This is a genomic window from Castellaniella sp. WN (assembly GCF_054457555.1).
In genome coordinates this window covers 755,561-781,320 of sequence record NZ_JBTKZC010000001.1, presented here as the reverse complement: position 1 = coordinate 781,320, position 25,760 = coordinate 755,561, and the positions used below count along the sequence as shown (strand labels likewise).

Below are 25,760 nucleotides of genomic sequence, written 5' to 3'. Positions count from 1 at the left end.
GATTCCCAGTGGCGCCGTGGTCCGGCCGTTTGTTCAGTATTGTGCATCATCGTCCTGGTTTTCGGTAGCGTCACCGCTGAAAAGCGCGTCCAGGACGGGGGGAGCGCCCAGCAGGGCGCTCGACAGGGATTCCAGGGTACCGGGCCGCAGCCCCGCCTGGGTGCGGTCGATCAGCAGCCGGTCCACCAGCGGGCCGATGTCGGCCCGGGCAGGATCGCAAGCCAGCACCCATTGGTCGCCGTCGGCGACCGGGACGGCGTAGCCCAGTTCGCGGAGAGCGCCGAGTATGTCGCGCAGGGCGTCTGGGTGGACGCGCAGGTGTTTTTCCAGGTAGCCCAGGCTGCGCCCCGGGGGCTGAGCGCCGCGCGCCCGCCACAGGACGCGAAGAATTCCCAACGCGTCGACAGCCTGGGCGCCGACTTGACGCTGCAGCACCCAGCGGTGCAGCCGCAGGGCCGGCAGCAGCGAGGCCACCGTGGCCCCCATCAGCACTACCAGCCAGGACAGGTAAATCCACAGCAGGAAGATCGGCAGCGTGGCGAAGGCCCCGTAGATGACGGTGTAGGAGGGAAAGCGCGTCAGGTAGGCGGTGAACCCCGCCTTCATCACGGCCAGCACTGCCGTCGTGCCCAGGCCGCCCAGCGCGGCATCGCGCCACAGTACCCGGCAGTTGGGCACGAACACGAACAAGGCGGTGAAGCCCAGCACCGACATCAGCAGGGGTACCAGGTTGAGCAGCAGGCCGATGCCTTCGGGCAGGTTGCCGATGTAGCCCAGAGATTCCCGCGCCAGCACCGAGCTGGCCCACAGGCTGGCGCCCATCAGGATCGGCCCCAGGGAAATGATCGCCCAGTACACCAGCAGCCGCTGGCGCATGGGGCGCTGGCGGGCGACGTTCCAGATTTCGTTGAAAGCCTCGTCGATGGTCATGATCAGCAGGATCGAAGTCACGACCAGGAAGGCGCCGCCCACTGCCGTCAGGCCCGACGCCTGCGCTGCGAACTGGTTCAGGTAGCGCATGATGGTGTCGGACACCGAGGGCGGCAGCAGGCTTTCGCCAAGGAAGGTTTCCAGGGCCTTGTGGAATTCGGCGAACAGCGGGAAGGCGGTGAACAGCGCCAGCACTACGGCCAGCATCGGCACGATCGCCAGCACTGTGGTGAAGGTCAGGCTGGAGGCCACCCGGGTCAGCTTGCGGTGGCCGGCGAAGTCCAGTGTGAAGCGCAGGATGTCCAGCGCGCGGTTGCGGCGTTCGGTCAGGGACGGGGCGGGAGTCTGCAGTGTCGTCATGGGGCGTGGAGCGGACGCGAGGTTTCGAGCCATAATACCAGCATGGAAAACGTGGAAATCAAATTCAGTCCAGGCCTGCACGGCCTGGCGTGCGCCTGTCTGTTCGGCCTGATCGTCCTGTGCGTGGGCTGGGAACTGTGGTGGGCGCCTCTGCGGCCCGGTGGCACGCTGATGGCCCTGAAAGCGGTGCCCTTGCTGTTTGCCGTCAGCGGCATGCTGCGGCGCCGGCTCTACACTTTGCAATGGGTGTCGATGCTCAGCCTGCTCTATCTGATGGAAGGCGTCGTGCGCGCCTGGTCCGACGTCTCGCCCGTGTCGGCGGCGCTGGCCGGTCTGGAAATCCTCCTGTCTCTGGGCCTGTACCTGGGCGCCATCTTGTACGTGCGTCCCGCCAAGCGGGCGGTGCGCCATGGCTGAACCGTCGTCCCTGGCCGGGTTGCGCGCGGGTTGCTCGTTCGCGTCTCTGCCGCGCGACTTCTACGTCCAGGTGGATCCCCGGCCCTTGCGGGAACCCCGCCTGCTGCACGCCAATCCGGACGCGGCGGCCCTGATCGGCCTGGACGCCGAGGCGCTGCGATCGCCCGGGTTTCTGGCCCTGTGTTCCGGCGGCGGCCGGCTGGGGGACATCCCGCCGCTGGCCACGGTCTACAGCGGGCATCAGTTCGGCGTCTGGGCCGGACAGCTGGGCGATGGCCGCGCGCATCTGCTGGGCGACGTCCGGACTTCCGACGGCGTCTGGGAGGTCCAGCTGAAGGGCTCGGGCCGCACGCCGTACTCCCGCATGGGGGACGGCTGGGCCGTGCTGCGCTCCAGCGTGCGCGAATACCTGGCCAGCGAGGCCATGGCCGGCCTGGGCATCCCGACGACCCGGGCGCTGGCGCTGGCCGCTTCCGACGATCCGGTCGTGCGCGAAACCGTCGAGACCGCCGCCATCGTCACCCGCCTGGCGCCCAGCTTCGTGCGCTTCGGCCACTTCGAGCACTGGGGCCATTCGCATCACGAACAGAAGGCCCTGCTGGACTACGTCGTCGAGCACTGGTATCCCGAATGTCGGAAAATCGCTGGCGGCGAGACGGACACGCCCGTCACGGCCTGCCGGCTGCTGGCCGAGGTCACGCGGCGCACGGCGCGCCTGATCGCACGATGGCAGCTCGCGGGTTTCTGCCACGGGGTGATGAACACCGACAACATGTCCATCCTGGGCCTGACGCTGGACTACGGTCCCTACGGCTTCATGGACGCCTTCCAGGCGGATCATGTCTGCAATCACAGCGACACGGCGGGACGCTACGCCTGGAATGCCCAGCCGGCCGTGGCCCGCTGGAACCTGTATCGCTTGGCGGGCAGCCTGCTGGTGCTGGGCTGCGAGGCCTCTGCGCTGGAGGCGAGCCTGGCGTCCTTCGAGGCCGAGTTCCTGGCGATCTACCGCGCCAGCCTGGCACGCAAGCTGGGCCTGGACGCCTGGCGGCCGGACGACGCGGCGCTGGAGGACGACTGGTGGAACCTGCTGCACGCGCAGAGGGCCGATTTCACCCTGGCTTTCCGCCGGCTGGCCGGTGTCGACCGCGATGCCGGACCCTGGCTGGCCCTGTTCGCGGATGCCGCGCCGGCGCGCGCCTGGCTGGACCACTACCTGGCCCGGCGTGCCGGGCAGGGCGGTGACGCCGATGCGAGGCGCGCCGCCATGGATCGCGCCAATCCCCTCTACGTGCTGCGCAATCACCTGGCGCAGCGCGCCATCGAGGCCGCACAGCGGAGCGACGCCTCGGAAATCGGTCGCTTGCTCGTCCTGCTGCGGGACCCGTACACGGAACGTCCCGGCTTCGAGTTCTATGCACGGCCGCCCGCCGCCGACGAGCCGGCGGTGGCCGTGAGTTGCTCTTCCTGATTTTCGCGCTTCGTGCGGATGGAAGAGGGGAGCCTGTCAGCCGTGCTGTCCGGACACCTTGTGTCCGGCGCGGGGGCCGGCGTCCGGGACTGTGTGGGCGGGGTAGTCCTCGATGAATCGGGGCCGGCCGAACAGCCAGCCTTGCGCCCGGCGGATGCCCAGGACCGATAGCCATCGTGCCTGGGCCTCGGTTTCCACACCTTCGGCCGTGACTGAAAGACCCAGCGCACCGGCCAGCCGGCCGAGATGGCGGACGATTTCCCGGGCGGTGCGTGAGCCATCGACGCGCCGGGTCAGACGATGATCGATCTTGATCCCGTCCAGGGACAGCTCGACCAGGGATTGGAGATTGGCATAGCCGGTGCCGAAATCGTCCAGGTGCACCTGGATGCCCTGGGCGCGGATCGCCTGGATGACGGGACTGCAGCGTTCGGGCGTCAGCAGGCAGCGCTCGGTCAGTTCCACGCTCAGGGCCGCCGGGCTGCCCAGCTCCCGGGACAGGTTCGAGAGCAGCGAGGCCGTCTCCATGGTTTCCGCATCCGCCGCCGACAGGTTGATCGATAGTCGGATGGAGCCTGGAATCCGTTGTGTGATGCGGTCGCTGGCGGCCAGCTGGCAGACTTGCCTCGTGATGTCCCGGATCAGGCCGACGCGCTCGGCCACAGGGATGAAGATGTCCGGCCCGATGAGCGTCCGGGGCCAGCGGATCAGCGCTTCCGCGCCGATGGTCCTGTGGTTGCGCAAATCGACGATGGGCTGATAGGCGAGGCGGAATTCATCCTGTTCCAGGGCATGTCGCAAGGCGGCTTGAAGGACCGGACTCGAATCTTCCGCGGCGGCGCCCAGATCGTTGCTGATCTGAGGGGGGATGTATGGAAAGCCTCCGATCTCCTGTCCTGGTGCAGTTTCTTCCATGCGGCGCGGCCTTTGATGTTTCGATTCTAGGCAAATGGTTTTGTTACGGATAACATAGTCGTTCATCAAATAGAGGTGGAAGCGCGGCCGATCTGCATGGGTGGCATGTCGGTTCGCGGCATTCATGAATTCCTGATTGCCAGGGGCAATCTAATGTCCGTACCCGGGTACGGAGTCAAGGAGTTCATGAGGTGATGCATTGAACATCGGTCGTGCCGCGAAACTGGCCGGCGTGAACGTGGAGACCATCCGCTACTACCAGCGCCGCGGCCTCGTCGCGGTGCCGGCGAAGCCCCTGGGTTCCCATCGGCGCTATTCCCAGGATGTCGTCGAACGGATCCGCTTCATCAAGCGGGCTCAGGCCTGGGGTTTCTCTCTGGACGAAATCGCCCTGTTGCTGCAGCCTCCGCAGGCGGTGCAATGCGTGCAGGTGCAGGAGTTGGTACAGGAGAAGATCCATGTTCTGCATAATCAGATGCGGGACCTGGGCAGGATGGTCAGGGGACTGGAAACCATGCTGGAACAATGCCGCGGACATCCAGGCTGCGCCCAGTGTCCGCTGCGGGCCTATGCGTTCTGTCAGTCATCGGATATCCTGATGCCGTCCTCCTGATCGGGAGCCTGTGGACCGGTGGTACGGCATGCGCAAGTCGATCCGGGGCTCCGCCGCAGGCCGGCGTCAGCCAGGGGAGGGCAGGCTCGTCGCTTCCAGGGCTCGCAGGACGCCGTCGGTCGCGTGCCCGGTGATCGATGCCGGCCCCATGTCCTTTTCCATCCTGAACTGGTGCACGACGTCCAGCAATTGCCGCGCCTGGTCGCTGAGGCTGGCGGCGGCGGTAGCCGATTCCTGCACCAGCGCCGCATTCTCCTGGGTGATGTCATTGAGCTGGCCCACGGCGGCGTTGATTTGGCTCAGGCCCGAGGTTTGTTCGGTGGTGGCGGCATCCACGGAATCGATGAGCTGAGCGACTTGCCGGATCTTGTCCACCAGGGACCGGATTTCCGAGCCCGCCTGTTCGATCGTTCGGGCGCCGACATCGGTGCGTTCGGCGCTTTTGGTAATGAGCGCTGTGATTTCACGGGCGGCCAGAGCGCTTTTCTGCGCCAGGGCGCGCACCTCGCCGGCCACGACGGCGAAGCCGCGGCCCTGTTCGCCGGCGCGAGCGGCCTCGACGGCAGCGTTCAAGGCCAGAATATTGGTCTGGAAGGCGATGCTGTCGATCACTTGCACGATGCCGGCCACTTCCTGTGAGACTTCCTGGATGCCCTGCATGGTCTGGACGATGGATTCGATGCGCTGCCCGCCCTGTTCCGCCGCCTGGCTGGCGTCCGAGGAAAACTGCGCAGCTTGGCGCATGGCCTGCGCCGTCGTGGCCACGGTGCTCGAGAGTTGATCCATGGCGGCGGCCGTTTCGGTGATGTCGGCTGCCTGACGTTCCGTGCGCTGAGCCAGGTCCGTGTTGCCCAGGCGGATCTGTTCAGAGCCGCTGGCGATATTGTCGCTGCCAGCCCGCACCGTACCTACGATTCCACGCAAGGACTCTTGCATGTGGGCCATGGCCTGCATCACGCTGTCGCGGTGGGAGCGTGAGGTGTCGAGCATGGTGCTCAGGTCGCCGTTGGCTACGTTCCGGGCCACCTGCGCCACGTCCTGGGGTTCGCCGCCCAGGGCGCGTTTCAGATTGCGGGTGAGGAACAGGCCGATGACCAGCCCCAGGAGCGTACCGCCCAGGGTCAGCCCGATGATGAGCCAGACCATGCGCGCGTAGAGCAAAGCGGTTTCCTGGCTGAGCGCGTCAGCCTGGGTGATGCGGTGCTCGATGAGCTGGGCCATCTGCGCGTCCAGCCGGTTGGCCGTGGGGACGACCTGGCCATACAGAATGCCGACGGATTGGCGCGGTTGCTGCAAAGGCTCGGTCGGCAGGATGTCGACCACTCGCGCGATGTGCTTCCGGTATTCCCGGGATGTTTCCTCGGCCTCGGCAAGCAGGCGGCGTTCCTCGGGCGTGGTGAGCGATTGCGCGACGCGCGCCAGATTCGCGTCGAGGTTGTTCAGGTGCCGCTGGACGGCCTGCAACTGGGCATCCCGGATTTCCGCGGTGGGGGCCAGTGCCGCGATCCGGATGGCCCGGGCGTTCATGAGCAGTTGCTGATTGGCCTGAGCCGTATCCCGCAGGCCCACGATGTCGCGGTGGTACATGGTTTCCGCCATGCGGTTGACCGTGCGGGTGGAGTACAGGCCCAGCAGGCCGATCAGGGTGGCGATGCCGCTGACGATGAGGAAGCCGCAGATGAGCTGGGTGGATACACGCAAAGACTGGTGCTTCATCATGGGGGCTCCTTCGGAAGCATTATGTTTGTTCGCTGAAGGCTATGCTCCGTACCCGGCTACGGAGTCAAGCCCTGTGTGCGGCTTCCGCTGTCCGGGCCTCCGGCCGCGGCCCGCGGGATGTCAAAGATGCGATAATCGACCGACGCATGCGCCGGCCCCGCGCATGCGCACCCTTCCTCCAGGCCCTCGTGGGCCCTTACGAGAACCCCTCATGTCTGGCAATACCCTTGGAAAGCTGTTTCGTGTCACCAATTTCGGCGAATCGCACGGTCCGGCCATTGGCGCAGTGATCGACGGCTGCCCTCCGGGGATGGCGCTGTCCGAGGCCGACATCCAGGCGGAACTGGACCGGCGCCGGCCGGGCACTTCGCGCCACGTCACCCAGCGTCGTGAACCGGACACGGTGGAAATCCTCTCGGGCGTGTTCGAGGGCGTCACCACCGGCACGCCCATCGGTCTGCTGATCCGCAACACCGACGCGCGCAGCAAGGACTACAGCAACATCGCCGACACCTTTCGCCCCGGCCACGCCGACTACGCCTACTGGAAGAAATACGGGGTGCGCGATCCCCGGGGCGGCGGGCGTTCCTCGGCACGCCTGACGGCCCCCACCGTGGCGGCGGGCGCGGTGGCGCGAAAATGGCTGATGCAGGAGCACGGCGTGCGCATCCGCGGCTGCATGAGCCAGCTCGGACCGATCCCGATTCCCTTCGTGTCCTGGGATGCCGTGCCGGACAATCCGTTCTACGCGCCCAACGCCGATATCGTTCCCGAACTCGAAGCCTTCATGGACCGGTTGCGCCATGATGGCGATTCCATCGGCGCCCGCATCGAAGTTACGGCCGAGGGCTTGCCCGCCGGTTGGGGCGAACCCGTCTATGACCGGCTGGATGCGGACATCGCTCACGCCATGATGGGGCTGAATGCCGTCAAAGGTGTGTCGATCGGTTCGGGTTTCGACTGTGTCGCGATGCGCGGTTCGGAGCATGGCGATGAAATCGGCCCCGACGGCTTCATGAGCAACCACGCGGGCGGCGTGCTGGGGGGGATTTCCTCCGGCCAGCCGTTGCGGGTGTCGCTGGCGATCAAGCCCACCTCCAGCATCCTGGTCGAACGCCGCTCCGTGAACCGGGCCAACGAACCGGTCATGGTGCAGACGCTGGGTCGCCACGATCCCTGCGTGGCGATCCGTGCCACGCCCATCGCCGAGGCGCTGCTGGCCATCGTGCTGATGGACCATGCGCTGCGCCACCGGGGACAGTGTGGATGAGACCGGACATGAAAGAGTCCCCTGCGGACTCTTTCATGCCGGTCGAATCGAAGCGGCCTGCGGGCCGCGCCGTGGAGAATCGAAGCGGCCTGCGGGCCGCGCCGTGGAAAGGAATGATCATGATCCGGGCCATCCGAAATTTTTCCGTGACCGGCCTGGCCGTCCTGCTGACGGCCTGCGCCCAGGTGCAGACGACCCAGTCTGGGCTGGTGGGGGTGAACCGTACCCAGACCATGTCCACCTTGGTGTCCGAGGCCGAACTGGACCAACAGGCGGCGACCCAGTATCGCCAGATCCTGTCCCAGGCCAAGGCCCAGGGCGCCCTGGACACCCCGGCCGCGCAGACTCAGCGCGTCCAGGCGATCTCCCGCAAACTGATCGCCCAGGTCGGCGTCTTCCGTCCGGACGCGCGCAACTGGGCCTGGGAAATCCACCTGCTGAAGTCCGGCGAGGTCAATGCCTGGTGCATGCCGGGCGGCAAGATCGCGGTCTACACCGGCTTGCTCGATAAGATCCAGCCCACCGACGCCGAACTGGCGGCGGTGCTGGGACATGAGATTTCGCATGCCCTGCGGGAGCACGCGCGCGAGCAGGTTTCGCGCCAGATGGCCACCAATGTCGGCCTGTCGATCCTGTCGGCCGTCACGGGCAACCAGGCCGTGGCCGACTTGGGCTCCTCGCTGACGCAGGTCATGTTCACCCTGCCCAACAGCCGCTCCAACGAAACCGAGGCCGACCGTATGGGCGCGGAACTGGCCGCCCGCGCCGGCTACGACCCGCGCGCCGCGATTACGCTGTGGCAGAAGATGGAACGCGCGGGAGACGGGGGGCAGCCCGAAATCCTGTCCACGCACCCATCGTCTCAGAGCAGGATCGCAGATTTGAAGCAGGCTTCCGAGATCGTGCTGCCGCTCTATCAGGGAAAGAAAGGCTAGCTCGAAAAGGCGGGTTCAAGCTGGTATCTATTACATCCAATACTAGGATAAATGCTGGTCTTGTCCGGGAAAATCGCACTGGCATAATGGGTTCATCGCGCCCGCGACACGCGTGGGCGGCGTCCATTTTCCGATTTTCGAGACCATGATCATGCCCCAAACCCTGTACGACAAGCTCTGGGATGCCCATGTGGTGCACCAGGGCCCGGACGGCACCTGTCTGCTGTATATCGACCGTCATCTCGTCCACGAAGTCACCAGTCCGCAGGCATTCGAGGGCCTGGAGCTGGCTGGCCGCACGCCGTGGCGGATCTCCGCCAATCTGGCGGTGGCCGATCACAACGTACCCACCACGGCGCGCAGCGAGGGTATCCAGGATCCGGTCTCGCGCCTTCAGGTCGATACCCTGGACAAGAACTGCGACATTTGGGGCATCACTGAATTCCGCATGAACGATCGCCGTCAGGGCATCGTCCACGTCATCGGGCCGGAGCAGGGCGCCACTCTGCCGGGCATGACCGTGGTCTGCGGTGATTCGCACACCAGCACGCATGGCGCCATGGGGGCGCTGGCCTTCGGCATCGGTACGTCCGAAGTCGAGCATGTCCTGGCCACGCAGACGTTGCTGATGAAAAAGAGCCGCAGCATGCTGGTGCGCGTGGAAGGCGAACTGCCTTTTGGCTGTACGGCCAAGGACCTGATCCTGTACGTGATCGGACGCATCGGCACGGCGGGCGGCACCGGCTACGCCATCGAGTTCGGCGGCAGCGCCGTGCGCGCCCTGTCCATGGAAGGCCGCATGACGGTCTGCAACATGGCGATCGAGGCCGGCGCGCGCTCGGGCATGGTGGCCGTGGACCAGACCACCATCGATTACTTCAAGGGCCGTCCTTATGCTCCTGAAGGCGCCTTGTGGGACCAGGCCGCGGAATACTGGCGCACTCTGCATTCCGATCCGGACGCGACCTTCGACCGCGTGGTGGAGATCGACGCGGCCGACATCGAGCCCCAGGTCAGCTGGGGTACTTCGCCGGAAATGGTGGCCGCCGTCGGCGCGCGGGTGCCGGATCCAGCCGCCGAAGCCGATGCCGTGCGCCGCAAGGGCATGGAGCGCGCCCTGCAGTACATGGACCTGAAGGCCGGCACACCGCTGACCGAGGTCGCCATCGACAAGGTCTTCATCGGCTCCTGCACCAACGCGCGCATCGAGGACCTGCGTGCCGCCGCCGCCGTGGCCAAAGGCCGCAGGGTGGCGCCCAACGTGCGCCTGGCCATGATCGTGCCGGGCTCCGGCCTGGTCAAGGCACAGGCCGAACGCGAAGGTCTGGACCGCATTTTCCTGGACGCCGGCTTCGAATGGCGCGAGCCGGGCTGTTCGATGTGCCTGGCCATGAACGCCGACCGTCTGGAGCCGGGCGAGCGCTGCGCCTCGACCTCGAACCGCAACTTCGAAGGCCGCCAGGGGCAGGGCGGCCGCACTCACCTGGTCAGTCCCGCCATGGCCGCCGCTGCCGCCGTGGCTGGCCATTTCGTCGACGTGCGCACTTTTCAATAGGATTCGAACATGCAAGCCTTCACCACGCACCGGGGCCTGGTGGCCCCCCTGGACCGGGAAAACGTCGATACCGACCTGATCATCCCCAAGCAGTTCCTGAAATCCATCAAGCGCACGGGCTTCGGTCCCAACCTGTTCGACGAACTGCGCTACCTGGATCACGGCGAACCCGGCATGGACAACAGCCGCCGGCCGCCGAACCCGGATTTCGTGCTGAACCAGTCACGCTACCAGGGGGCTTCGGTCCTGCTGTGCCGCAAGAATTTCGGTTGCGGTTCCAGCCGCGAACACGCGCCCTGGGCTCTGCAGCAGTATGGCTTCCGCGCGTTGATCGCGCCGTCCTACGCCGATATCTTTTTCAACAACAGTTTCAAGAATGGCCTTCTGCCCATCGTATTGCCCGAGGATGTAGTGGCGTGCCTGTTCCAGGCCGTCGAGACCGCTCCTGGCTATGAACTGACCGTGGACCTGGCCGGACAGCGGGTGGTTGCGCCCGACGGCGAATCCTGGTCCTTCGAGATCGACGCCTACCGCAAGGAATCGCTGCTGAAGGGCCTGGACGAGATCGGCCAGACCCTGCTGCACGCCAGCGAGATCCGCGCCTTCGAGGCGCGGCGCCTGGCGCAGCACGCCTGGCTGGAGCGCCAGAACCCCGGCGGCCTTTGATTTTCCATTCCTTCCTCAACCCCATGGCGTCGCGGGCGAGCGGCGCCTTCCGGCCCGGCCCGCGGCATGCGCGAATCCGTTCGCGCGCCATGGGGCGGGCCTTCACGAATCGGAATCCTTCATGACTTCTCGCATCGCAGTTCTGCCGGGCGACGGCATCGGCCCTGAAATCGTCGAGCAGGCGGTGCGCGTGCTGCGCGCGCTGGACCTGGACCTGGAACTGGCCGAAGCGCCCGTGGGCGGCGCCGCCTACGCCGCCAAGGGCCACCCCCTGCCCGAGGACACCCTGGCCCTGGCCAAACGCTCCGACGCCGTGCTGTTCGGCGCCGTGGGCGACTGGAAATACGACAATCTGGAACGCGCCCTGCGCCCGGAGCAGGCGGTGCTGGGCCTGCGCAAGGCCCTGGGGCTATTCGCCAACCTGCGTCCGGCGATTCTGTATCCGGAGTTGGCCAATGCCTCGTCGCTCAAGCCCGAGGTGGTGGCCGGTCTGGACATCCTGATCGTGCGCGAGTTGACGGGCGATATCTATTTCGGCCAGCCGCGCGGCGTGCGCACGCTGGAGGACGGTCCGTTCGCGGGCGAGCGCCAGGGCTACGACACCATGCACTACGCCGAGTCCGAGATCCGCCGCATCGCCCACGTGGCCTTCCAGGCGGCCGCGGGACGCCAGGGCCGGCTGTGCAGCGTGGACAAGGCCAACGTGCTGGAAACCTCGCAGTTCTGGCGCGACGTCATGATCGACGTGGCCCGCGAATATCCCAAGGTAGAGTTGTCCCACATGTATGTGGACAACGCCGCCATGCAGCTGGTGCGCGAACCCAAGGCATTCGACGTGGTGGTGACTGGCAATCTGTTCGGCGACATCCTGTCGGACGAGGCCGCCATGCTGACAGGCTCGATCGGCATGCTGCCCTCGGCATCGCTGAACGCCAGCCGGCAGGGCCTGTACGAGCCCAGCCACGGCTCGGCGCCGGATATCGCCGGTCAGAACATCGCCAATCCCCTGGCGACCATCCTGTCGGCGGCCATGATGCTGCGCTATTCCCTGGACGCGGCCCCCGCAGCCGACCGGATCGAGGCCGCCGTGCAGGCGGTGCTGGCCCGGGGATTGCGCACGGCCGATATCTTCGAGGTCGGTACCACGCGGGTTTCGACTTCGGAAATGGGCGATGCCGTGCTGAAGGCATTAAACTGAAGCATTAAACTAGGCGTTCAAACATCCACTTTTACGGTTCAGGCAGGGATTTATGGCTCAGGCAGTCGGTTTGGTCGGTTGGCGCGGGATGGTCGGCTCGGTGCTCATGCAGCGCATGCGCGATGAAAAGGACTTCGATTTGTTCGAACCGGTCTTCTTTTCCACCAGCAACGCGGGCGGCGCGGCGCCTGCCTGGGCGTCGGGTGCGGGTTCCCTGCGGGACGCGCACGACATCGAGGCCCTGCGCCAGTTGCCGATCATTGTCACCGCCCAGGGCGGCGACTACACCACCGAGGTCTACCCGAAGCTGCGCGCCGCCGGATGGAAGGGCCTGTGGATCGACGCCGCCAGCACCCTGCGCATGAAGGACGACGCCATCATTGTCCTCGACCCGGTCAACCGTCCGGTGATCGACGCCGCCCTGCAGCGCGGCGTGCGCGACTTCATCGGTGGCAATTGCACCGTCAGCTGCATGCTGATGGGTCTGGCGGGCCTGTTCAAGGCCGACATGGTCGAATGGATGACCTCCATGACCTACCAAGCCGCCTCGGGCGGTGGCGCGCGCCACATGCGTGAGCTGCTGGTTCAGTTCGGCCTGCTGAACCAGGCCGTGGCCGATCAGCTCGCCGATCCGGCGTCCGCCATCCTGGACATCGACCGAGGCGTACTGCAGGCCCAGAAATCCGCCGACTTGCCCCGGGAAAATTTCGGCGTGCCCCTGGGCGGCAGCCTGATCCCCTGGATCGACAAGGATCTGGGCGGCGGCATGTCGCGCGAAGAATGGAAGGGCGGCGCGGAAACCAACAAGATCCTCGGGCGTGGCCCGGGCTTCGGCTCAGATCCGGTGCCGGTCGACGGTCTGTGCGTGCGGATCGGCGCCATGCGCTGCCACAGTCAGGCGCTGACCATCAAGCTGCGGCGCGATGTTCCCCTGGATGAGATCAACGACGCGGTGCGCACCGGCACCGATTGGGCTCGTCTGGTGCCCAATGATCGTGAATCCTCCATGCGGGATCTGACTCCCGTGGCGGTGACCGGCACGCTGGACATCCCCGTGGGGCGCCTGCGCAAGATGTCGATGGGTCCCCAATACCTCAGCGCCTTCACGGTCGGCGACCAGCTGCTGTGGGGCGCCGCCGAACCCCTGCGCCGCATGTTGCGCATCGCCCTGGGCGAACTCTGAACGATAAAAGAATGGAAAAAAACCCCCATGCCCACGCCGCCCCTTCGATCCGAAACCTCCCGAACCCGGCGCGCGTGATGCGCCGGACTTCCGCGGGCCGCCTGGCGGCCGGCGCCCTGGCGCTGGCCTTCCTGACGGGCGGGGTGGTCCAGGCCGCGACATTCGGCCATGCGCGCCTGGCCTCGGGAGCGGGCGAGCCGCTGCTGATCCTGGTGCCGGTATCCGGCCTGACGGACGCCGACCTGCAGGCCCTGTCCGCCCGGCCTGCGCCGGCCGCCGATTGGGTCCAGGCGGGGCTCACGCCGCCGGTGTCGCTCGACAGCCTGTCCGTCTCTGTCGGCGCGGACGTCCGGTCCGGTGGCCGCCGCGTCCTGCGCGTCGGCTCGGGACAGGCCTTCTCCGGCAACCTGGCGGATCTGCTGCTGGACGTGCGCACGGCCACCGGCGACCAGCGCTACCAGGTGTCCCTGGTGGCGCCCGGGCCGGCCCGGGCCGCTACCTCGTCCGCCGCCGTGCAGCCAGCGGAACAGGGCGGGGCGTCGACGACCGCGGTGGGAGCCGCCGCGCCGCACACCAGCACCCGGCGGGTGCCGGCCGGCGCCATCACTGTGCGCCGCGGCGACACGATGTTCGCCATCAGCCGCCGCCACGCGGTCGATGGCGTCTCCATCTACCAGCTCATGATGGCGCTGCAGCGCGCCAATCCGCAAGCCTTCATCCACGATAACGTCAACCTGGTGCGCGCGGGCGCATCGCTGACGGTGCCGGACGTCAACGACATGCTGTCGATTTCCGACGCCGAAGCCCGGCGCCAGTTTCAGGCTCAGGCCGCCGCCTTCGCCCGGATGCGCGGGCGCCTGGCTGGAACGGCGGCCGCTGCGGACGCGGGCCAGGCCTCGGCGGGCGCCGTCTCGCGGGACGAATCCCGGACCGACGCCAGGTCTGCCGGTGCGACGGGCGATCGCCTGCGCCTGACCGAATCCGGCCGCAATGGCGCCGACGCGGCCGTCGATGCCCGCACGGCCCGGGGGCATGCCCTGAAGGATGCCGAATCCCGGGTCGATCAACTCCAGAGCAACGTGCAGAACCTGAACCAGGCCCTCCAGTCCCAGGGCGAGGCCGCGCGCAACGCCGCTGCCCAGGGGGCCGAGGCCATCGGCCATTCGATCCAGGAGATCGCCAGCGCGATCAGCGAGGCCAGCCAGGAAGCCGCCGCTCAGGCCGACGGTGCGGTCGCGGCGGGCGGGGAAGCCGGAGCTTCCGGTTCGTCCGGCGCGGCGGCCTCGAAGCAGAACGCCGCTCGCGCGGACGGGGCGGGGACTCAGGCCGCTTCCAGCTCCGGAGCCGCCTCCACTTCGGGGGGCGCGCCCGCGAATGTCGCGGTGGGCTCCGGGAGCGCGGCCCCCGCCGCTTCCTCCGCTTCGGCGGGCTCCGCCGCCGCGGACGCGGCCAGTCCGACTGTCCAGGCTGCCGAGCTGCGGCCTTCCGAGCGCGCCCAGCACCGGGCCTCCTGGCTCCAGGATCATCTGCTGGGCGTGATGACGGGCCTGCTGGCCCTGATCGTGCTCATCATTGCCTGGCTGCTGCGTCGGGCCAACGCCGCCCGGGACGAGGCCGACGCCAGCCCCCGGGTGACGGAGTCCATGGTGCGCGAGCGGATCCAGGACATCGACCTGAATCTCGAATCGGGCGAATCGCGCCCGCCGCAGAGCTGACCGGAGGCGCGCGATGGGCGGCCGCGCCGGCCGTCCATCCGTACCGCCGCGCACATCGGAAACCGATCCTCATGGGACGCATCGCGCTCGGGCTGAGCTACGACGGCCGGGGCTGGCAGGGCTGGCAGACCCAACCAGGCGGCCGGACCTTGCAGGACGCCCTGGAATCGGCGTTGCGCCGATTCCTGGCAGCGCCCGCCGTGCCGACCGTCTGTGCCGGCCGCACCGACGCCGGCGTGCATGCGCTGCAGCAGGTCGTGCACCTGGACACCGCGGCCGTTCGGCGCGACGAATCCTGGGTGCGGGGGCTGAACGCCCTGTTGCCGGACAGTCTGGCCGTGCAGTGGGCCTGCGCCGTCCCCGGCGATTTCCACGCCCGCTTCGATGCCCGCACCCGCACCTATTTCTACATACTGCGCAGCGCTCCGGTTCGTTCTCCCATCCTGCACGGCCGGGTCGGCTGGGTGCACGACAGGCTCGACGACGACGCCATGCGCGCCGCCGCCGCCCTGCTGGTGGGCGAGCGCGATTTCAGCGCCTTCCGCTCGTCCGAGTGCCAGGCGGCCAGCCCGGTGCGCACTTTGCGGGCTCTGGAGATCCGGCGCAGCGGGGATTTCCTGGTGTTCGAGTTCTGCGCCAATGCCTTCCTGCACCACATGGTGCGCAACCTGATGGGCGTGCTGGTGATGGTGGGGCGAGGTCGCCGCCCGCCCGAATGGGTGGCCGAATTGCTGCACGACCGCGACCGGCGGCGGGCCGCGCCCACCTTCATGCCCGATGGCCTGTATCTGGCTCATGCGGAGTATCCGGATACGGTGCTGCCGCAGCGCATGGCTCGGGAAGCTCTGTGCCACCACCTGGGCGGCCTGTATGCCGCTTGGATTCGATAGGCATGAAATGGTCCGCGGGGACCATTCTTCAGCCGTGGCATCTCCCCACCTCGCGGCCTGCATGCCGCTCGGATTCGATAGGCATGAAATGGTCCGCAGGGACCATTCTTCAGCCGTGGCATCTCCCCACCTCGCGGCCTGTATGCCGCTCGGATTCGATAGGCATGAAATGGTCCGCAGGGACCATTCTTCAGCCGTGGCATCTCCCCACCTCGCGGCCTGCATGCCGCTCGGATTCGATAGGCATGAAATGGTCCGCAGGGACCATTTCATGTCCAATCTCATCCGGGCGATTCCCGAGGTGGCCTGTTTGGTGCTTCGTATAGAATTGAGCGATTTGATTGCGAACGGGGCAAGCCCGCGCCGTTCCGTTCCCTGTTTCATGGAAGCACGATGAAACCTCTCCTGACGATATCCCGGTGGATCGATGCGTTGAACACGCTCGTCGGCCAGGCCATCACCTGGCTGGTGCTGGTGGTGGCCGTGGTCAGCGCCGGCAACGCCGTAATGCGCAAGCTGTTCAGCCTCAGCTCCAATGCCTGGCTGGAATTGCAGTGGTATCTGTTCGGGGCCATCTTCCTGCTGGCGGCGGGCTACACCTTCCTGCGCAACGAGCACGTGCGGGTGGACGTCCTGTCGCAGAAGCTGCCCGAGCGCACCCAGGTCAGGATCGAGATCTTCGGGGTGCTGTTCTTCCTGTTGCCGGCGGCCTGTCTGGTGTTCTGGCTGTCGATCCCTTTCTTCTGGGAATCCTGGATCACCCATGAATTGTCCTCGAACACCGAGGGCTTGATCCGCTGGCCGGCGAAACTCCTGATCCCGGTCGGCTTCGCCCTGCTGATCCTGGCGGGGCTGTCGCATCTGGTCAAGTGCATCGGTTTTCTGCGCGGTCTATGCCCCAATCCGATGCAAGTCTCCAGCGGCAAGAGCGACGAGGAAGCCCTGGTGGAAGATATCCTGGCCCAGCGGCGGGCCGACCTCGAACAACCGGCACGGGGACGCTGAGCATGGAATTCCTCGTCGACAATCTTGCGCCGATCATGTTCTTCAACCTGATCGTGTTCCTGCTGCTGGGCTTTCCGGTCGCCTTCTCCCTGGCTGCCACCGGCGTGCTCTACGGCCTGGTGGCCATCGATCTGAACCTGATGAGCCCGCTGCTCTTCCAGGCGCTGCCCCAGCGGGTATTCGGCATCGTCGGCAACGACACGTTGCTGGCCGTGCCCTTCTTCACCTTCATGGGCCTGATCCTGGAGCGGTCCGGCATGGCCGAGGACCTGCTCGACACGGTCGGCCAGCTCTTCGGCCCGCTGCGCGGCGGGCTGGCGATCGCGGTGGTGTTCGTCGGCGCGCTGCTGGCGGCGACCACCGGGGTGGTGTCGGCATCGGTCATCTCCATGGGCCTGATCTCGCTGCCCATCATGCTGCGCTACGGCTATGACCGGCGTCTGGCTTCCGGCGTCATCGCCGCGTCCGGGACGTTGTCGCAGATCATTCCGCCCTCGCTGGTGCTGATCATCCTGGCCGACCAGCTCGGGCGCTCCATCGGCGACATGTACCGGGGCGCCATGCTGCCGGGCCTGCTGCTGGCCGGAGCCTACATGGTGTACATCTTCCTGGTGGCCATCGTGCGGCCCGGCCACGTGCCGGCTCTGCCGCCGGAGGCGCGCGGCTTCGTCGACGCGCGTGGGCGGCGCGGCCTGCGGTCCCTGGCCTTCCTGACCCTGATCGCGGCCGCGACCGCCTACTGGGGCTCGGACTATTATTTCCGCGCCCACACCGACGTGCCGGTCGACGAACGCGTCGTCATCGTGCTGCTGATCTGGGGCGCCGCCGCCCTGGCGATGGCCCTGGCCAACCGGTTCCTGCGCCTGAAGCTGCTGTCGGCCCTGGCCGAGCGGGTCGTGTTCGTGATGATTCCGCCGCTGGCGCTGATCTTCCTGGTGCTGGGCACGATCTTCATCGGCGTGGCCACGCCCACCGAAGGCGGCGCGATGGGCGCCATCGGGGCACTGATCATGGCGGTGTCGCGCGGCCGTTTTTCCATGAGGCAGTTGCGCCAGGCCATGGAAAGCACGGCCCGGCTGTCCTGCTTCGTGGTATTCATCCTGGTGGGCTCGACAGTCTTCAGTCTCAGCTTCCGGGGCATCAACGGCGACCTCTGGGTTGAACAACTGCTGCTGCACGTGCCAGGCGGCGAGGTCGGTTTCCTGATCGTGGTCAGCGTGATGACCTTCTTCCTGGCCTTCTTCCTGGACTTCTTCGAACTGGCCTTCATCATCGTGCCGCTGCTGGGACCCGTGGCCGACAAGATGGGTATCGACCTGATCTGGTTCGGCGTGCTGCTGGCGGTGAACATGCAGACTTCCTTCATCCACCCGCCGTTCGGCTTCGCGCTGTTCTACCTGCGCTCCGTCGCGCCCAAGGAAGATTACCGCGACCGAGTCACCGGCGCGCTGATCCCGAAAGTCACCACGGCCCAGATCTACTGGGGCTCGATTCCGTTCATCATCATCCAGGTCTTGATGGTGGGCGCGGTGCTGGCTTTCCCCGGCATGGTGACCCACTACAAGAGCGATGCGCCCACCGTCGATCCGGCCGGCGTCACCTTCGGCCAGGACAGCGCCTACGGCCAGGACGGCTACGGATCGGGCGACGCGGGGGCCGCGTTCCAATGAGCACGCCGGTCGCATCGCCCGGGAGCGCCGTGGCCGGATCCCGGCGCACGCGCGTCAAGGTCTGCGGGCTGACCCGTCCGCAGGACCTGGCCGCGGCCGTGGAGGCCGGCGTCGACGCCATCGGGCTGGTCTTCTACCCGCCCAGCCGCCGCTGTCTGACACCGGACCTGGCGGCCGACTTGCGCGTCAGGGTACCGGCCTTCGTCAGTGTCACGGCCCTGTTCGTCAATCCCGACGCCGGGATGGTGAACCGGGTGATCGAGGCCGTGCATCCCGACCTGCTGCAGTTCCATGGCGAGGAATCGCCCGATTTCTGCGGCGGCTTCGGTGTGCGCCACGTGAAGGCCTTCCGGGCGGGATCGCCCGGGATGGATACGGCGGCCGGCCTGGCCAGGGCCTGCATGGCCCACGGCCAGGCCGCCGGCTGGCTGTTCGACAGCTACAGCGCCGGCTATGGAGGCAGCGGCAGCGGCTTCGACACTGCCTTGCTGGCCGAGGTGCCCCGGGGCGGGGGCGCGCCGGCCCTGATCCTGTCGGGCGGTCTGAAGTCGGAAACGGTGGGCGCGCAGATCGCCGCCCTGGCGCCGTTCGCCGTGGACGTCAGCAGCGGGGTGGAATCGGCGCCCGGGATCAAGGATCCGGAGCGCATCCGGGCGTTCATGCGGGCGGTGCGCGCCGCCGATGCCGCACGGACGTCCTATTGATCCGGCCCTCAAACAGTTTTACGCAGCGTATTTGACGTGGAAGTCTTGGAAGTAGGCTTTGACACGTGCCGGCTCGCTGGCGACGACTTGCATGTGCTCTTCTGCAGCGGCGCGTAGTTTGGCCTTCGTGCGTATCGGAACCTTGCGCCCGATGACGTGTTTGAGATCGGCATTCAAGCGTTCTTCGGGATTGAGTTCGGGGCTGTAACTGGGCAGATAGAACACTTCCATCTGATCGGAGTGTGCGGCCAACCACGCCTTCACCGGCTTGCAGTGATGCACGCCCAGGTTGTCCAGGATCAGAAACACCTTGCGCCCGGCATCCTGGACCAGCGACTCGAAGAACTCGATCAACTTTTCGTGATTGAACGCGCCATCAATGATCATCCAGCGTGCCTTGCCCTGGTTGGTGACGCTGGCGATCATCGACAGCTTCTGCCGCGTCCCGCCAATGGCCATCGCCACCGGAGTCTTGCCCTTGGGCGCATAGCTGCGACCGCGCACGTCGGTGTTCACCAGCGCCGTCTCGTCACCCCAGTGGACCTCGCCGCCCTCGGCCTTGGCACGTTCGGCGATGGCCGGATACGTGTCCTCCAACCAGGTTTGCACCGCGGCGGGCGATTGCTCGTAAGCACGCTTGATCGGCTTCTGCGGGGTGAAGCCCCAGCGGGCCAGATACTTGCCCACCGAGCGCACATGCAGCGTCACACCACACTCGCGCTCGATCAGCTGCATAACCGCCGCACGGCTCCACAGCGCAAAGTCCATCTTCAGCTGCTCGGGGCGTTTGTCGCAGATGATGCGGCACACCGTCTGTTCCTGCTCGGCGGTCAGTGCGCGATCCTCGCCACGGCGACGGCCACGCCGACGGGGTGCCAGCGACAGCATCCCCCCCGCCTCATAGCGTGCGATCACCTTGCTCACCGCCGTGTGACTCAGCCCAACGTCAACGGCGATCTGAGGTTTGCTTCGTCCGCGTTTGTACGCACGAATCACCTGCCGACGCCTCTCATGCTGCTCGGCCGGACTGAGCTTTCTTGCATCATCTTTTTCCATCCGCAAAGCATCGCATCAGATCGACAGAATTTCAATCTATTTATGGGCCTGATCTATAGTGTCCTGCTCGATTAGTTAGGATACTCAGATCCGGATGGCAACGCGGCAGGGCGAGTCCAGACGCCGAAGGCGAGTGTGCGAATTAGTCAGACAAGGATACCGGGGGCTATCCGGCGCTGATTGGAAAAGCGCCGGATCCGCTGAGTTGCGTCCGAATCCCGGGGCATCAATCACCGGTCGAGACGGATTTTTCTGACGTCGAAATTTCTTGTCGGTCGTTTTTTGGCATGCGATCCTGCTTTTCTCTTCTATATTGGTATTATGTGCTCAAGCAGCCTCGCCATTTCGTGTCCAAGCTACAATAATTGCCGCCGCAGGGATATCCCTTGCAGAAAATATTGATGCCGGCGGGTAGACTGGACGCCGCATTGCCCGATCCGGACACGACCCGGCATCGCCCCCATTCAAAGGAGTTCCTTCATGAAGCTGCATTCCGTCCTTCGCAAGCTCGCCGGCGCCGCCGCCGTGGCCGGCGCGCTGGCCGCCGCGCAGGCCCAGGCGCAATCCGTGGCGGTCACCTCCATCGTCGAGCATCCCGCCCTCGATGCCGTGAAGGACGGCGTGCACGAAGCTCTGGCTTCCGCTGGCTACACCGAGGCCAAGGGCCTGAAATGGCAATTCCAGACGGCCCAGGGCAATACCGCCATCGCAGCCCAGATCGCCCGCAAATTCGTGGGCGACAAGCCCGACGTGATCGTCGCCATCGCCACGCCCTCGGCCCAGGCCGTGGTCGCCGCCACCAAGACCATTCCGGTGGTCTATTCCGCCGTCACCGATCCGGTGGCCGCCCAGCTCGTGCCGGGGTGGGAAGCTTCGGGCACCAACGTCACCGGCGTGTCCGACGCCCTGTCGCTGGAAAAGCAGGTTGACCTGATCAAGAAAGTCGTGCCCGACGCCAAGAAGGTCGGCATGGTCTACAACCCCGGCGAGGCCAATTCCGTGGTCGTGGTCAAACGCCTGCGCGAGCTGCTGCCGCAATCGGGCATGAGCCTGGTCGAAGCCACCGCCGCCCGCACCGTGGACGTGGGCGCCGCCGCCCGCAGCCTGGTGGGCAAGGTGGACGTGATCTACACGAACACCGACAACAACGTGGTGTCGGCCTACGAATCCCTGGTCAAGGTCGGCAATTCCGCCAAGATCCCCCTGGTGGCCTCCGACACCGACAGCGTCAAGCGCGGCGCCATCGCCGCCCTGGGCGTGAACTACCACGACCTGGGCGTGCAGACCGGCAAGCTCGTGGTGCGCGTCCTGAAGGGCGAAAAGCCCGGTGCCATCGCCTCCGAGACCAGCTCCAAGCTCGAACTCTACGTCAATCCTGGCGCGGCTGCCCGGCAGGGCGTGACCCTGTCCGACGCCCTGGTCAAGTCGGCCGCCCAGGTCGTCAAGTAACTTTTCGCGCGTTTCACCTCCCCGGGCCGCCTTCAGGCGGCCCGGCCGTCATGGCGGCTTCCCTCGGCCGCATCCAGGGATTTCCATTCCATGTCCATCTATTCCATGTGGGGAGCCCTCGAGATCGGGCTGATATTCGGCCTGGTCGCGCTGGGTGTCCTCATTTCCTTCCGCGTGCTGAACTTTCCCGATCTGACGGTGGACGGCAGCTTTCCGCTGGGCGGCGCGACGGCCGCCATCCTGATCCACCATGGTACGGATCCCTTCCTGGCGACCGGCGCGGCCACCCTGGCCGCCGGCTTCGCCGGCATGGTGACGGGCTGGCTGAACGTGCGGCTGAAGATCATGGACCTGCTTGCCAGCATCCTGATGATGATCGCCCTGTATTCGATCAATCTGCGCGTCATGGACGCGCCCAACGTGCCGTTGATCACTGATCCCACTGTCTTCACCGTGCTGCAGCCCGAGGGCCTGGAGGACTATGTCGCCCGGCCGCTGATCCTGCTGGCGCTGGTGGTGATCGCCAAACTGCTGCTGGACTGGTTCTTCGCCACCCAGGTGGGCCTGGCGATGCGCTCGACCGGCTCGAACCCGCGCATGGCGCGCGCCCAGGGCATCCGCACGGACAACATGGTCCTGCTGGGCATGGCGATTTCCAATGCCCTGTGCGGCCTGGCCGGGGCGCTGTTCGCACAGTCGCAGGGCGGGGCGGACATTTCCATGGGCATCGGCACCATCGTCATCGGCCTGGCCGCCGTCATCATCGGCGAATCCGTCCTGCCCAGCCGACGCCTGATGGTGGCGACGCTGGCCGTGGTGATCGGCGCCGTGCTCTATCGTTTCTTCATCGCGCTGGCGTTGAACGCGGACTTCGTGGGCCTGAAGGCCCAGGACCTGAACCTGGTCACGGCCGTACTGGTCACGGTCGCCCTGGTGATCCCGCTCGCCAAGCAGCGCCTGCGCAAAAAGAGGGCCTAGGGCCTGTTCACACAAAGAGGCCCCGACATGCTGAGCGCCCAGAACCTGCATCTCACCTTCAATCCCGGCACGCCGATCGAAACTCAGGCCCTGCGCGGCATGTCGCTGGACATCCCGGCGGGCCAGTTCGTCACCGTGATCGGCTCCAATGGCGCCGGGAAGTCCACTTTCCTGAACGCCATTTCCGGCGAGCAGGGCGTGGACAGCGGCGCCGTCCTGATCGACGGCGAGGATGTCACCCGCCAGCCGGTCTGGGACCGTGCGCGCAAGGTCGCGCGCGTCTTCCAGGATCCGATGGCGGGCACCTGCGAGAACCTGACCATCGAGGAAAACATGTCCCTGGCTCTGGGCAGGGGCCAGTTCCGCAGCCTGCGCCAGGCCGTGCGCGAGGAAATGCGCGTGCTGTTCCGCGAACGCCTGAGCATGCTGGGGCTGGGGCTGGAGAACCGACTGACCGACCGGATCGGCCTGCTGTCGGGCGGCCAGCGCCAGGCCGTCAGTCTGCTGATGGCTGCCTTGCGCCCTTCGCGCATCCTGCTGCTGGACGAACACACGGCGGCGCTGGATCCTCGCACCGCCCAGTTCGTGCTCGACCTGACCGCCCGCATCGTGGCCGAGCACGGCCTGACCACGATGATGGTCACCCACAGCATGCGCCAGGCGTTGGACGTGGGCGACCGGACTGTCATGCTGCACCAGGGCAGGGTGGTCCTCGACGTCTCGGGCGACACCCGCCGCGGGCTGGAAGTCCCCGACCTGCTCGCCATGTTCGAGAGAGTGCGCGGCGAGGAACTCGCAGACGATACACTGCTGCTTGGATGAGGCTGGACACAAAAGGGTCACTGCTGACCCTTTTGTGCCTGCCGAATCGGAGCCGCTTGCAAGCGGCGACGTGGAGGGCTGTGCCGGCTTGAGAAAGGGTCACTGCTGACCCTTTTGTGCCTGCCGAATCGGAGCCGCTTGCAAGCGGCGACGTGGACATTAAAATCAAATTGACAAAAAACGCACTTATTGTCAAAATGCGCCGATGTCCCCCAAGCTGAGTTCGGAAGCCTTGACCGCGCGGCGCGCCAGGATACTGGACGCGGCGCGCTGGTGCTTCCTGAATTTCGGCTTTTCCCGCAGTTCCCTGGGCGACATCGCCCAGCGCGCGGGGATCTCCCGCACACTGCTTTACCGCAGCTTCAAGGACAAGGAAGACCTCTTCATGCAGGTCTTCGACGACTGGATGCTGTCGCGCCTGCCGCTGGCCATGGACGTGGTGCGGGCGCCCGGATCCCCGCGAGAACGCCTGTTCGGGGTCTGCCGGCGCGTGCTGCTGGAACCCTGGTTCGAAATGGAAGCCGCGCCGATGTCCGGCGAATTCCTGGAAGTCTGCCAGGGCCTGAGCCCGGAAGTTGCCGGACAGCACCGCGCTTGCCTGCTGGAATGCCTGAATCGGGTCTTCGACGACATCGAGGTCGCCTTGGTGTTCATGCTGGCCCTGGAAGGCCAGATCAAGGACAGGCCCCGCCTGGAGGTGCTGGAGCGCCGGGTCCTCATCCTGGTGGACCGTTTCGCGGCGGATGGAGAGTGACGCATGAGTCCGTGCGCAGCCCACCGGATTTCAAGGTTTTCCCTTTATACTTTTGGCTTGCCCGCGGAGCCGGTGATCCCGGCTTCCGTATGACCGGGCGGCCATCTTTCGCTTCATCCAATCGAAAAATCAACATTTCTGGAGCTTTTCTTATGGCCTTTAATCGACTGTCCGCCGGCCGGGCCCTGCGGCCGCTGGCGCTGATGTCGTTGCTGACCCTGGCCGCCTGCTCGGGCGAGCCGCAGCAGGGGATGGAAGGCATGAAGGTCCCGGTCAGCGTGATTCAGGTCCAGCCCCAGGCTGCGGTCGTCAACACGGAACTTCCGGGCCGAGTGCAGGCGATCGAGGACGCCGAGATTCGCGCACGGGTCAACGGCATCGTCCAGTCCATCGACTTCGAGCAGGGCAGCACGGTCAAGGCCGGCCAGCTGCTGTTCACCATCGATCCCGCTCCGTACCGGGCGGCCCGCGACCAGGCCGCCGCACAATTGAAGAACGCCCAGGCGTCGGCGCACACCGCGCGCCTGCTGGCGCAGCGCTACACCGCGCTCATCAAGCAGCACGCGGTCAGCCAGCAAGATTACGACAACGCCGTCGCCCAGTCGCGTCAGGCGGATGCCGCGGTCGCCGCCGCCCAGGCCGCGCTGGAATCGGCCAAGATCAACCTGGACTACACCCGGGTCACCTCGCCCATCGACGGCACCATCGGCAAGGCCCAGGTCACCGTCGGGGCGCTGGTCAGCGCCACGTCCGCCACTTCGCTGGCGACCGTGCACCGCCTGGACCAGGTCTACGTGGACATCACCCAGCCGGTGGCGCAGATCGCCACCCTGCGCCGCCAGATGGCCGATGGCATCGTCAAGCCGGACGCCAACGGAGACGCCCGGGCCGAAGTCCTGCTGGAAGGCGGCAATACCTACCGCCATCCCGGCAAGCTGCTGTTCTCGGGCGTGGCCGTCGATCCCGGCACGGGGCAGGTAAACCTGCGGGCGCTGTTTCCCAATCCGGAACAGATCCTGCTGCCCGGCCTGTACGTGCGCGTGCGCCTGGTCCAGGGCGTGGACCAGCAGGCCCTGGTGGTGCCTGAACAGGCCATCCAGCGTACCGCCGACGGCAACAGCACGGTCGTCCTGATCAAGGACGGCAAGGCGTCCTTCACGCCGGTCCAGGTCGGCCCGCGCACCGGAAAGGGCTACATCATCTATCAAGGCATCCAGGCGGGCGACCAGTTGATGGTCGAGGGTTTCCAGAAGGTCCGTCCCGGCGCCCCGGTCCAGCCCATGCCCTGGAAAGGCCAGGCCCAGGGCGGCTCGGCGGGGCAGGGCGGCGCGCAGCCGCCCGCGGCGGGCGGCCAGCCCGGCGCTGAAAAGCCCGCCGGCGATCAGCAGGCCGGCGGCAAGCCCGCGGGTGACAAGCCCGCCGACGGCCAGACCCACTGATCCGGCCCCGGCCGCCCGATACTTCTCCGGATTCCACGCGAGCTCT

At 66.5% G+C, this 25,760-nt stretch carries 23 protein-coding genes; 19 read left to right on the top strand and 4 right to left on the bottom strand.

The genetic code is table 11. The annotated features are described in order from the left end of the window. Positions 1 to 33 precede the first annotated feature (33 nt). Positions 34 to 1,290: a YihY family inner membrane protein gene (locus ACTPOE_RS03565; protein WP_458870838.1), complete on the bottom strand. Its 1,257-nt coding sequence runs from the start codon at positions 1,288 to 1,290 to the stop codon at positions 34 to 36. 51 nt (positions 1,291 to 1,341) lie between these two features. On the opposite strand from ACTPOE_RS03565, the gene ACTPOE_RS03560 reads away from it, so the two are divergent. After that, a complete protein-coding gene (locus tag ACTPOE_RS03560) occupies positions 1,342 to 1,707 on the top strand; it encodes a DUF2069 domain-containing protein (RefSeq protein ID WP_458870837.1) in 366 nt (121 codons plus the stop codon). Beyond that, entirely contained in the window at positions 1,700 to 3,178 is a 1,479-nt protein-coding gene (locus ACTPOE_RS03555) for a protein adenylyltransferase SelO (RefSeq protein ID WP_458870836.1), read from the top strand. The genes ACTPOE_RS03560 and ACTPOE_RS03555 overlap by 8 nt, the downstream gene beginning before the upstream one ends. A gap of 36 nt (positions 3,179 to 3,214) precedes the next feature. On the opposite strand, the gene ACTPOE_RS03550 is transcribed toward ACTPOE_RS03555, so the two are convergent. After that, on the bottom strand, positions 3,215 to 4,093 hold the full coding sequence (locus ACTPOE_RS03550; RefSeq protein WP_458870835.1) for an EAL domain-containing protein: 879 nt from the start codon (positions 4,091 to 4,093) through the stop codon (positions 3,215 to 3,217). A 199-nt stretch (positions 4,094 to 4,292) separates the two neighbouring features. Between ACTPOE_RS03550 and ACTPOE_RS03545 the strand changes: the two genes are divergently transcribed. Beyond that, a complete protein-coding gene (locus ACTPOE_RS03545; protein ID WP_458870833.1) occupies positions 4,293 to 4,706 on the top strand; it encodes a MerR family transcriptional regulator in 414 nt (137 codons plus the stop codon). Between the two features lie 66 nt (positions 4,707 to 4,772). On the opposite strand, the gene ACTPOE_RS03540 is transcribed toward ACTPOE_RS03545, so the two are convergent. After that, on the bottom strand, positions 4,773 to 6,425 hold the full coding sequence (locus tag ACTPOE_RS03540; RefSeq protein ID WP_458870832.1) for a methyl-accepting chemotaxis protein: 1,653 nt from the start codon (positions 6,423 to 6,425) through the stop codon (positions 4,773 to 4,775). Between the two features lie 211 nt (positions 6,426 to 6,636). On the opposite strand from ACTPOE_RS03540, the gene aroC reads away from it, so the two are divergent. From aroC to ACTPOE_RS03485, 11 genes are all read left to right on the top strand, one after another. Next, positions 6,637 to 7,695, top strand: a complete 1,059-nt coding sequence (gene aroC / locus ACTPOE_RS03535; RefSeq protein ID WP_458870831.1) for a chorismate synthase — start codon at positions 6,637 to 6,639, stop codon at positions 7,693 to 7,695. 119 nt (positions 7,696 to 7,814) lie between these two features. Next, on the top strand, positions 7,815 to 8,630 hold the full coding sequence (locus tag ACTPOE_RS03530; RefSeq protein WP_458870830.1) for a M48 family metallopeptidase: 816 nt from the start codon (positions 7,815 to 7,817) through the stop codon (positions 8,628 to 8,630). A gap of 151 nt (positions 8,631 to 8,781) precedes the next feature. Then, entirely contained in the window at positions 8,782 to 10,185 is a 1,404-nt protein-coding gene (gene leuC / locus ACTPOE_RS03525; RefSeq protein WP_458870829.1) for a 3-isopropylmalate dehydratase large subunit, read from the top strand. Between the two features lie 9 nt (positions 10,186 to 10,194). After that, complete coding sequence (gene leuD, locus ACTPOE_RS03520) at positions 10,195 to 10,851, top strand: 3-isopropylmalate dehydratase small subunit (protein ID WP_458870827.1); 657 nt, start codon at positions 10,195 to 10,197, stop codon at positions 10,849 to 10,851. Positions 10,852 to 10,972: 121 nt separating this feature from the next. After that, a complete protein-coding gene (leuB, locus tag ACTPOE_RS03515; protein WP_458870826.1) occupies positions 10,973 to 12,049 on the top strand; it encodes a 3-isopropylmalate dehydrogenase in 1,077 nt (358 codons plus the stop codon). 52 nt (positions 12,050 to 12,101) lie between these two features. Next, positions 12,102 to 13,232: an aspartate-semialdehyde dehydrogenase gene (gene asd / locus ACTPOE_RS03510; protein WP_458870825.1), complete on the top strand. Its 1,131-nt coding sequence runs from the start codon at positions 12,102 to 12,104 to the stop codon at positions 13,230 to 13,232. Between the two features lie 77 nt (positions 13,233 to 13,309). Beyond that, positions 13,310 to 14,947 (top strand): type IV pilus assembly protein FimV, encoded by a 1,638-nt coding sequence (locus tag ACTPOE_RS03505; protein WP_458870823.1) that lies wholly within the window; start codon positions 13,310 to 13,312, stop codon positions 14,945 to 14,947. A gap of 71 nt (positions 14,948 to 15,018) precedes the next feature. Continuing rightward, positions 15,019 to 15,837, top strand: a complete 819-nt coding sequence (gene truA / locus ACTPOE_RS03500) for a tRNA pseudouridine(38-40) synthase TruA (protein ID WP_458870822.1) — start codon at positions 15,019 to 15,021, stop codon at positions 15,835 to 15,837. 393 nt (positions 15,838 to 16,230) lie between these two features. Beyond that, positions 16,231 to 16,842: a TRAP transporter small permease subunit gene (locus ACTPOE_RS03495; RefSeq protein WP_458870820.1), complete on the top strand. Its 612-nt coding sequence runs from the start codon at positions 16,231 to 16,233 to the stop codon at positions 16,840 to 16,842. A gap of 2 nt (positions 16,843 to 16,844) precedes the next feature. After that, complete coding sequence (locus ACTPOE_RS03490; RefSeq protein WP_458870819.1) at positions 16,845 to 18,512, top strand: TRAP transporter large permease; 1,668 nt, start codon at positions 16,845 to 16,847, stop codon at positions 18,510 to 18,512. Beyond that, positions 18,509 to 19,216: a phosphoribosylanthranilate isomerase gene (locus tag ACTPOE_RS03485; protein WP_458870818.1), complete on the top strand. Its 708-nt coding sequence runs from the start codon at positions 18,509 to 18,511 to the stop codon at positions 19,214 to 19,216. The genes ACTPOE_RS03490 and ACTPOE_RS03485 overlap by 4 nt, the downstream gene beginning before the upstream one ends. Before the next feature lie 18 nt (positions 19,217 to 19,234). Here ACTPOE_RS03485 and ACTPOE_RS03480 read toward each other — a convergent pair whose 3' ends face one another. Continuing rightward, positions 19,235 to 20,272: an IS630 family transposase gene (locus ACTPOE_RS03480; protein ID WP_458870376.1), complete on the bottom strand. Its 1,038-nt coding sequence runs from the start codon at positions 20,270 to 20,272 to the stop codon at positions 19,235 to 19,237. 480 nt (positions 20,273 to 20,752) lie between these two features. On the opposite strand from ACTPOE_RS03480, the gene ACTPOE_RS03475 reads away from it, so the two are divergent. The 5 genes from ACTPOE_RS03475 to ACTPOE_RS03455 all read left to right on the top strand — a co-directional run bounded on the left by ACTPOE_RS03475 (position 20,753) and on the right by ACTPOE_RS03455 (position 25,714). After that, positions 20,753 to 21,721 carry an ABC transporter substrate-binding protein gene (locus ACTPOE_RS03475; protein WP_458870817.1) on the top strand — a complete coding sequence of 323 codons (969 nt, stop codon included), beginning with the start codon at positions 20,753 to 20,755 and terminating at the stop codon, positions 21,719 to 21,721. A gap of 90 nt (positions 21,722 to 21,811) precedes the next feature. Beyond that, the gene (locus ACTPOE_RS03470; RefSeq protein WP_458870816.1) at positions 21,812 to 22,699 is read left to right on the top strand and encodes an ABC transporter permease; all 888 of its coding nucleotides are present in this window, start codon (positions 21,812 to 21,814) and stop codon (positions 22,697 to 22,699) included. A 27-nt stretch (positions 22,700 to 22,726) separates the two neighbouring features. Beyond that, positions 22,727 to 23,521 carry an ABC transporter ATP-binding protein gene (locus ACTPOE_RS03465; RefSeq protein ID WP_458870815.1) on the top strand — a complete coding sequence of 265 codons (795 nt, stop codon included), beginning with the start codon at positions 22,727 to 22,729 and terminating at the stop codon, positions 23,519 to 23,521. A gap of 205 nt (positions 23,522 to 23,726) precedes the next feature. Continuing rightward, positions 23,727 to 24,275: a TetR/AcrR family transcriptional regulator gene (locus ACTPOE_RS03460; protein ID WP_458870814.1), complete on the top strand. Its 549-nt coding sequence runs from the start codon at positions 23,727 to 23,729 to the stop codon at positions 24,273 to 24,275. Between the two features lie 152 nt (positions 24,276 to 24,427). Then, positions 24,428 to 25,714 carry an efflux RND transporter periplasmic adaptor subunit gene (locus tag ACTPOE_RS03455; RefSeq protein WP_458870813.1) on the top strand — a complete coding sequence of 429 codons (1,287 nt, stop codon included), beginning with the start codon at positions 24,428 to 24,430 and terminating at the stop codon, positions 25,712 to 25,714. The last annotated feature ends 46 nt before the right edge of the window (positions 25,715 to 25,760 follow it).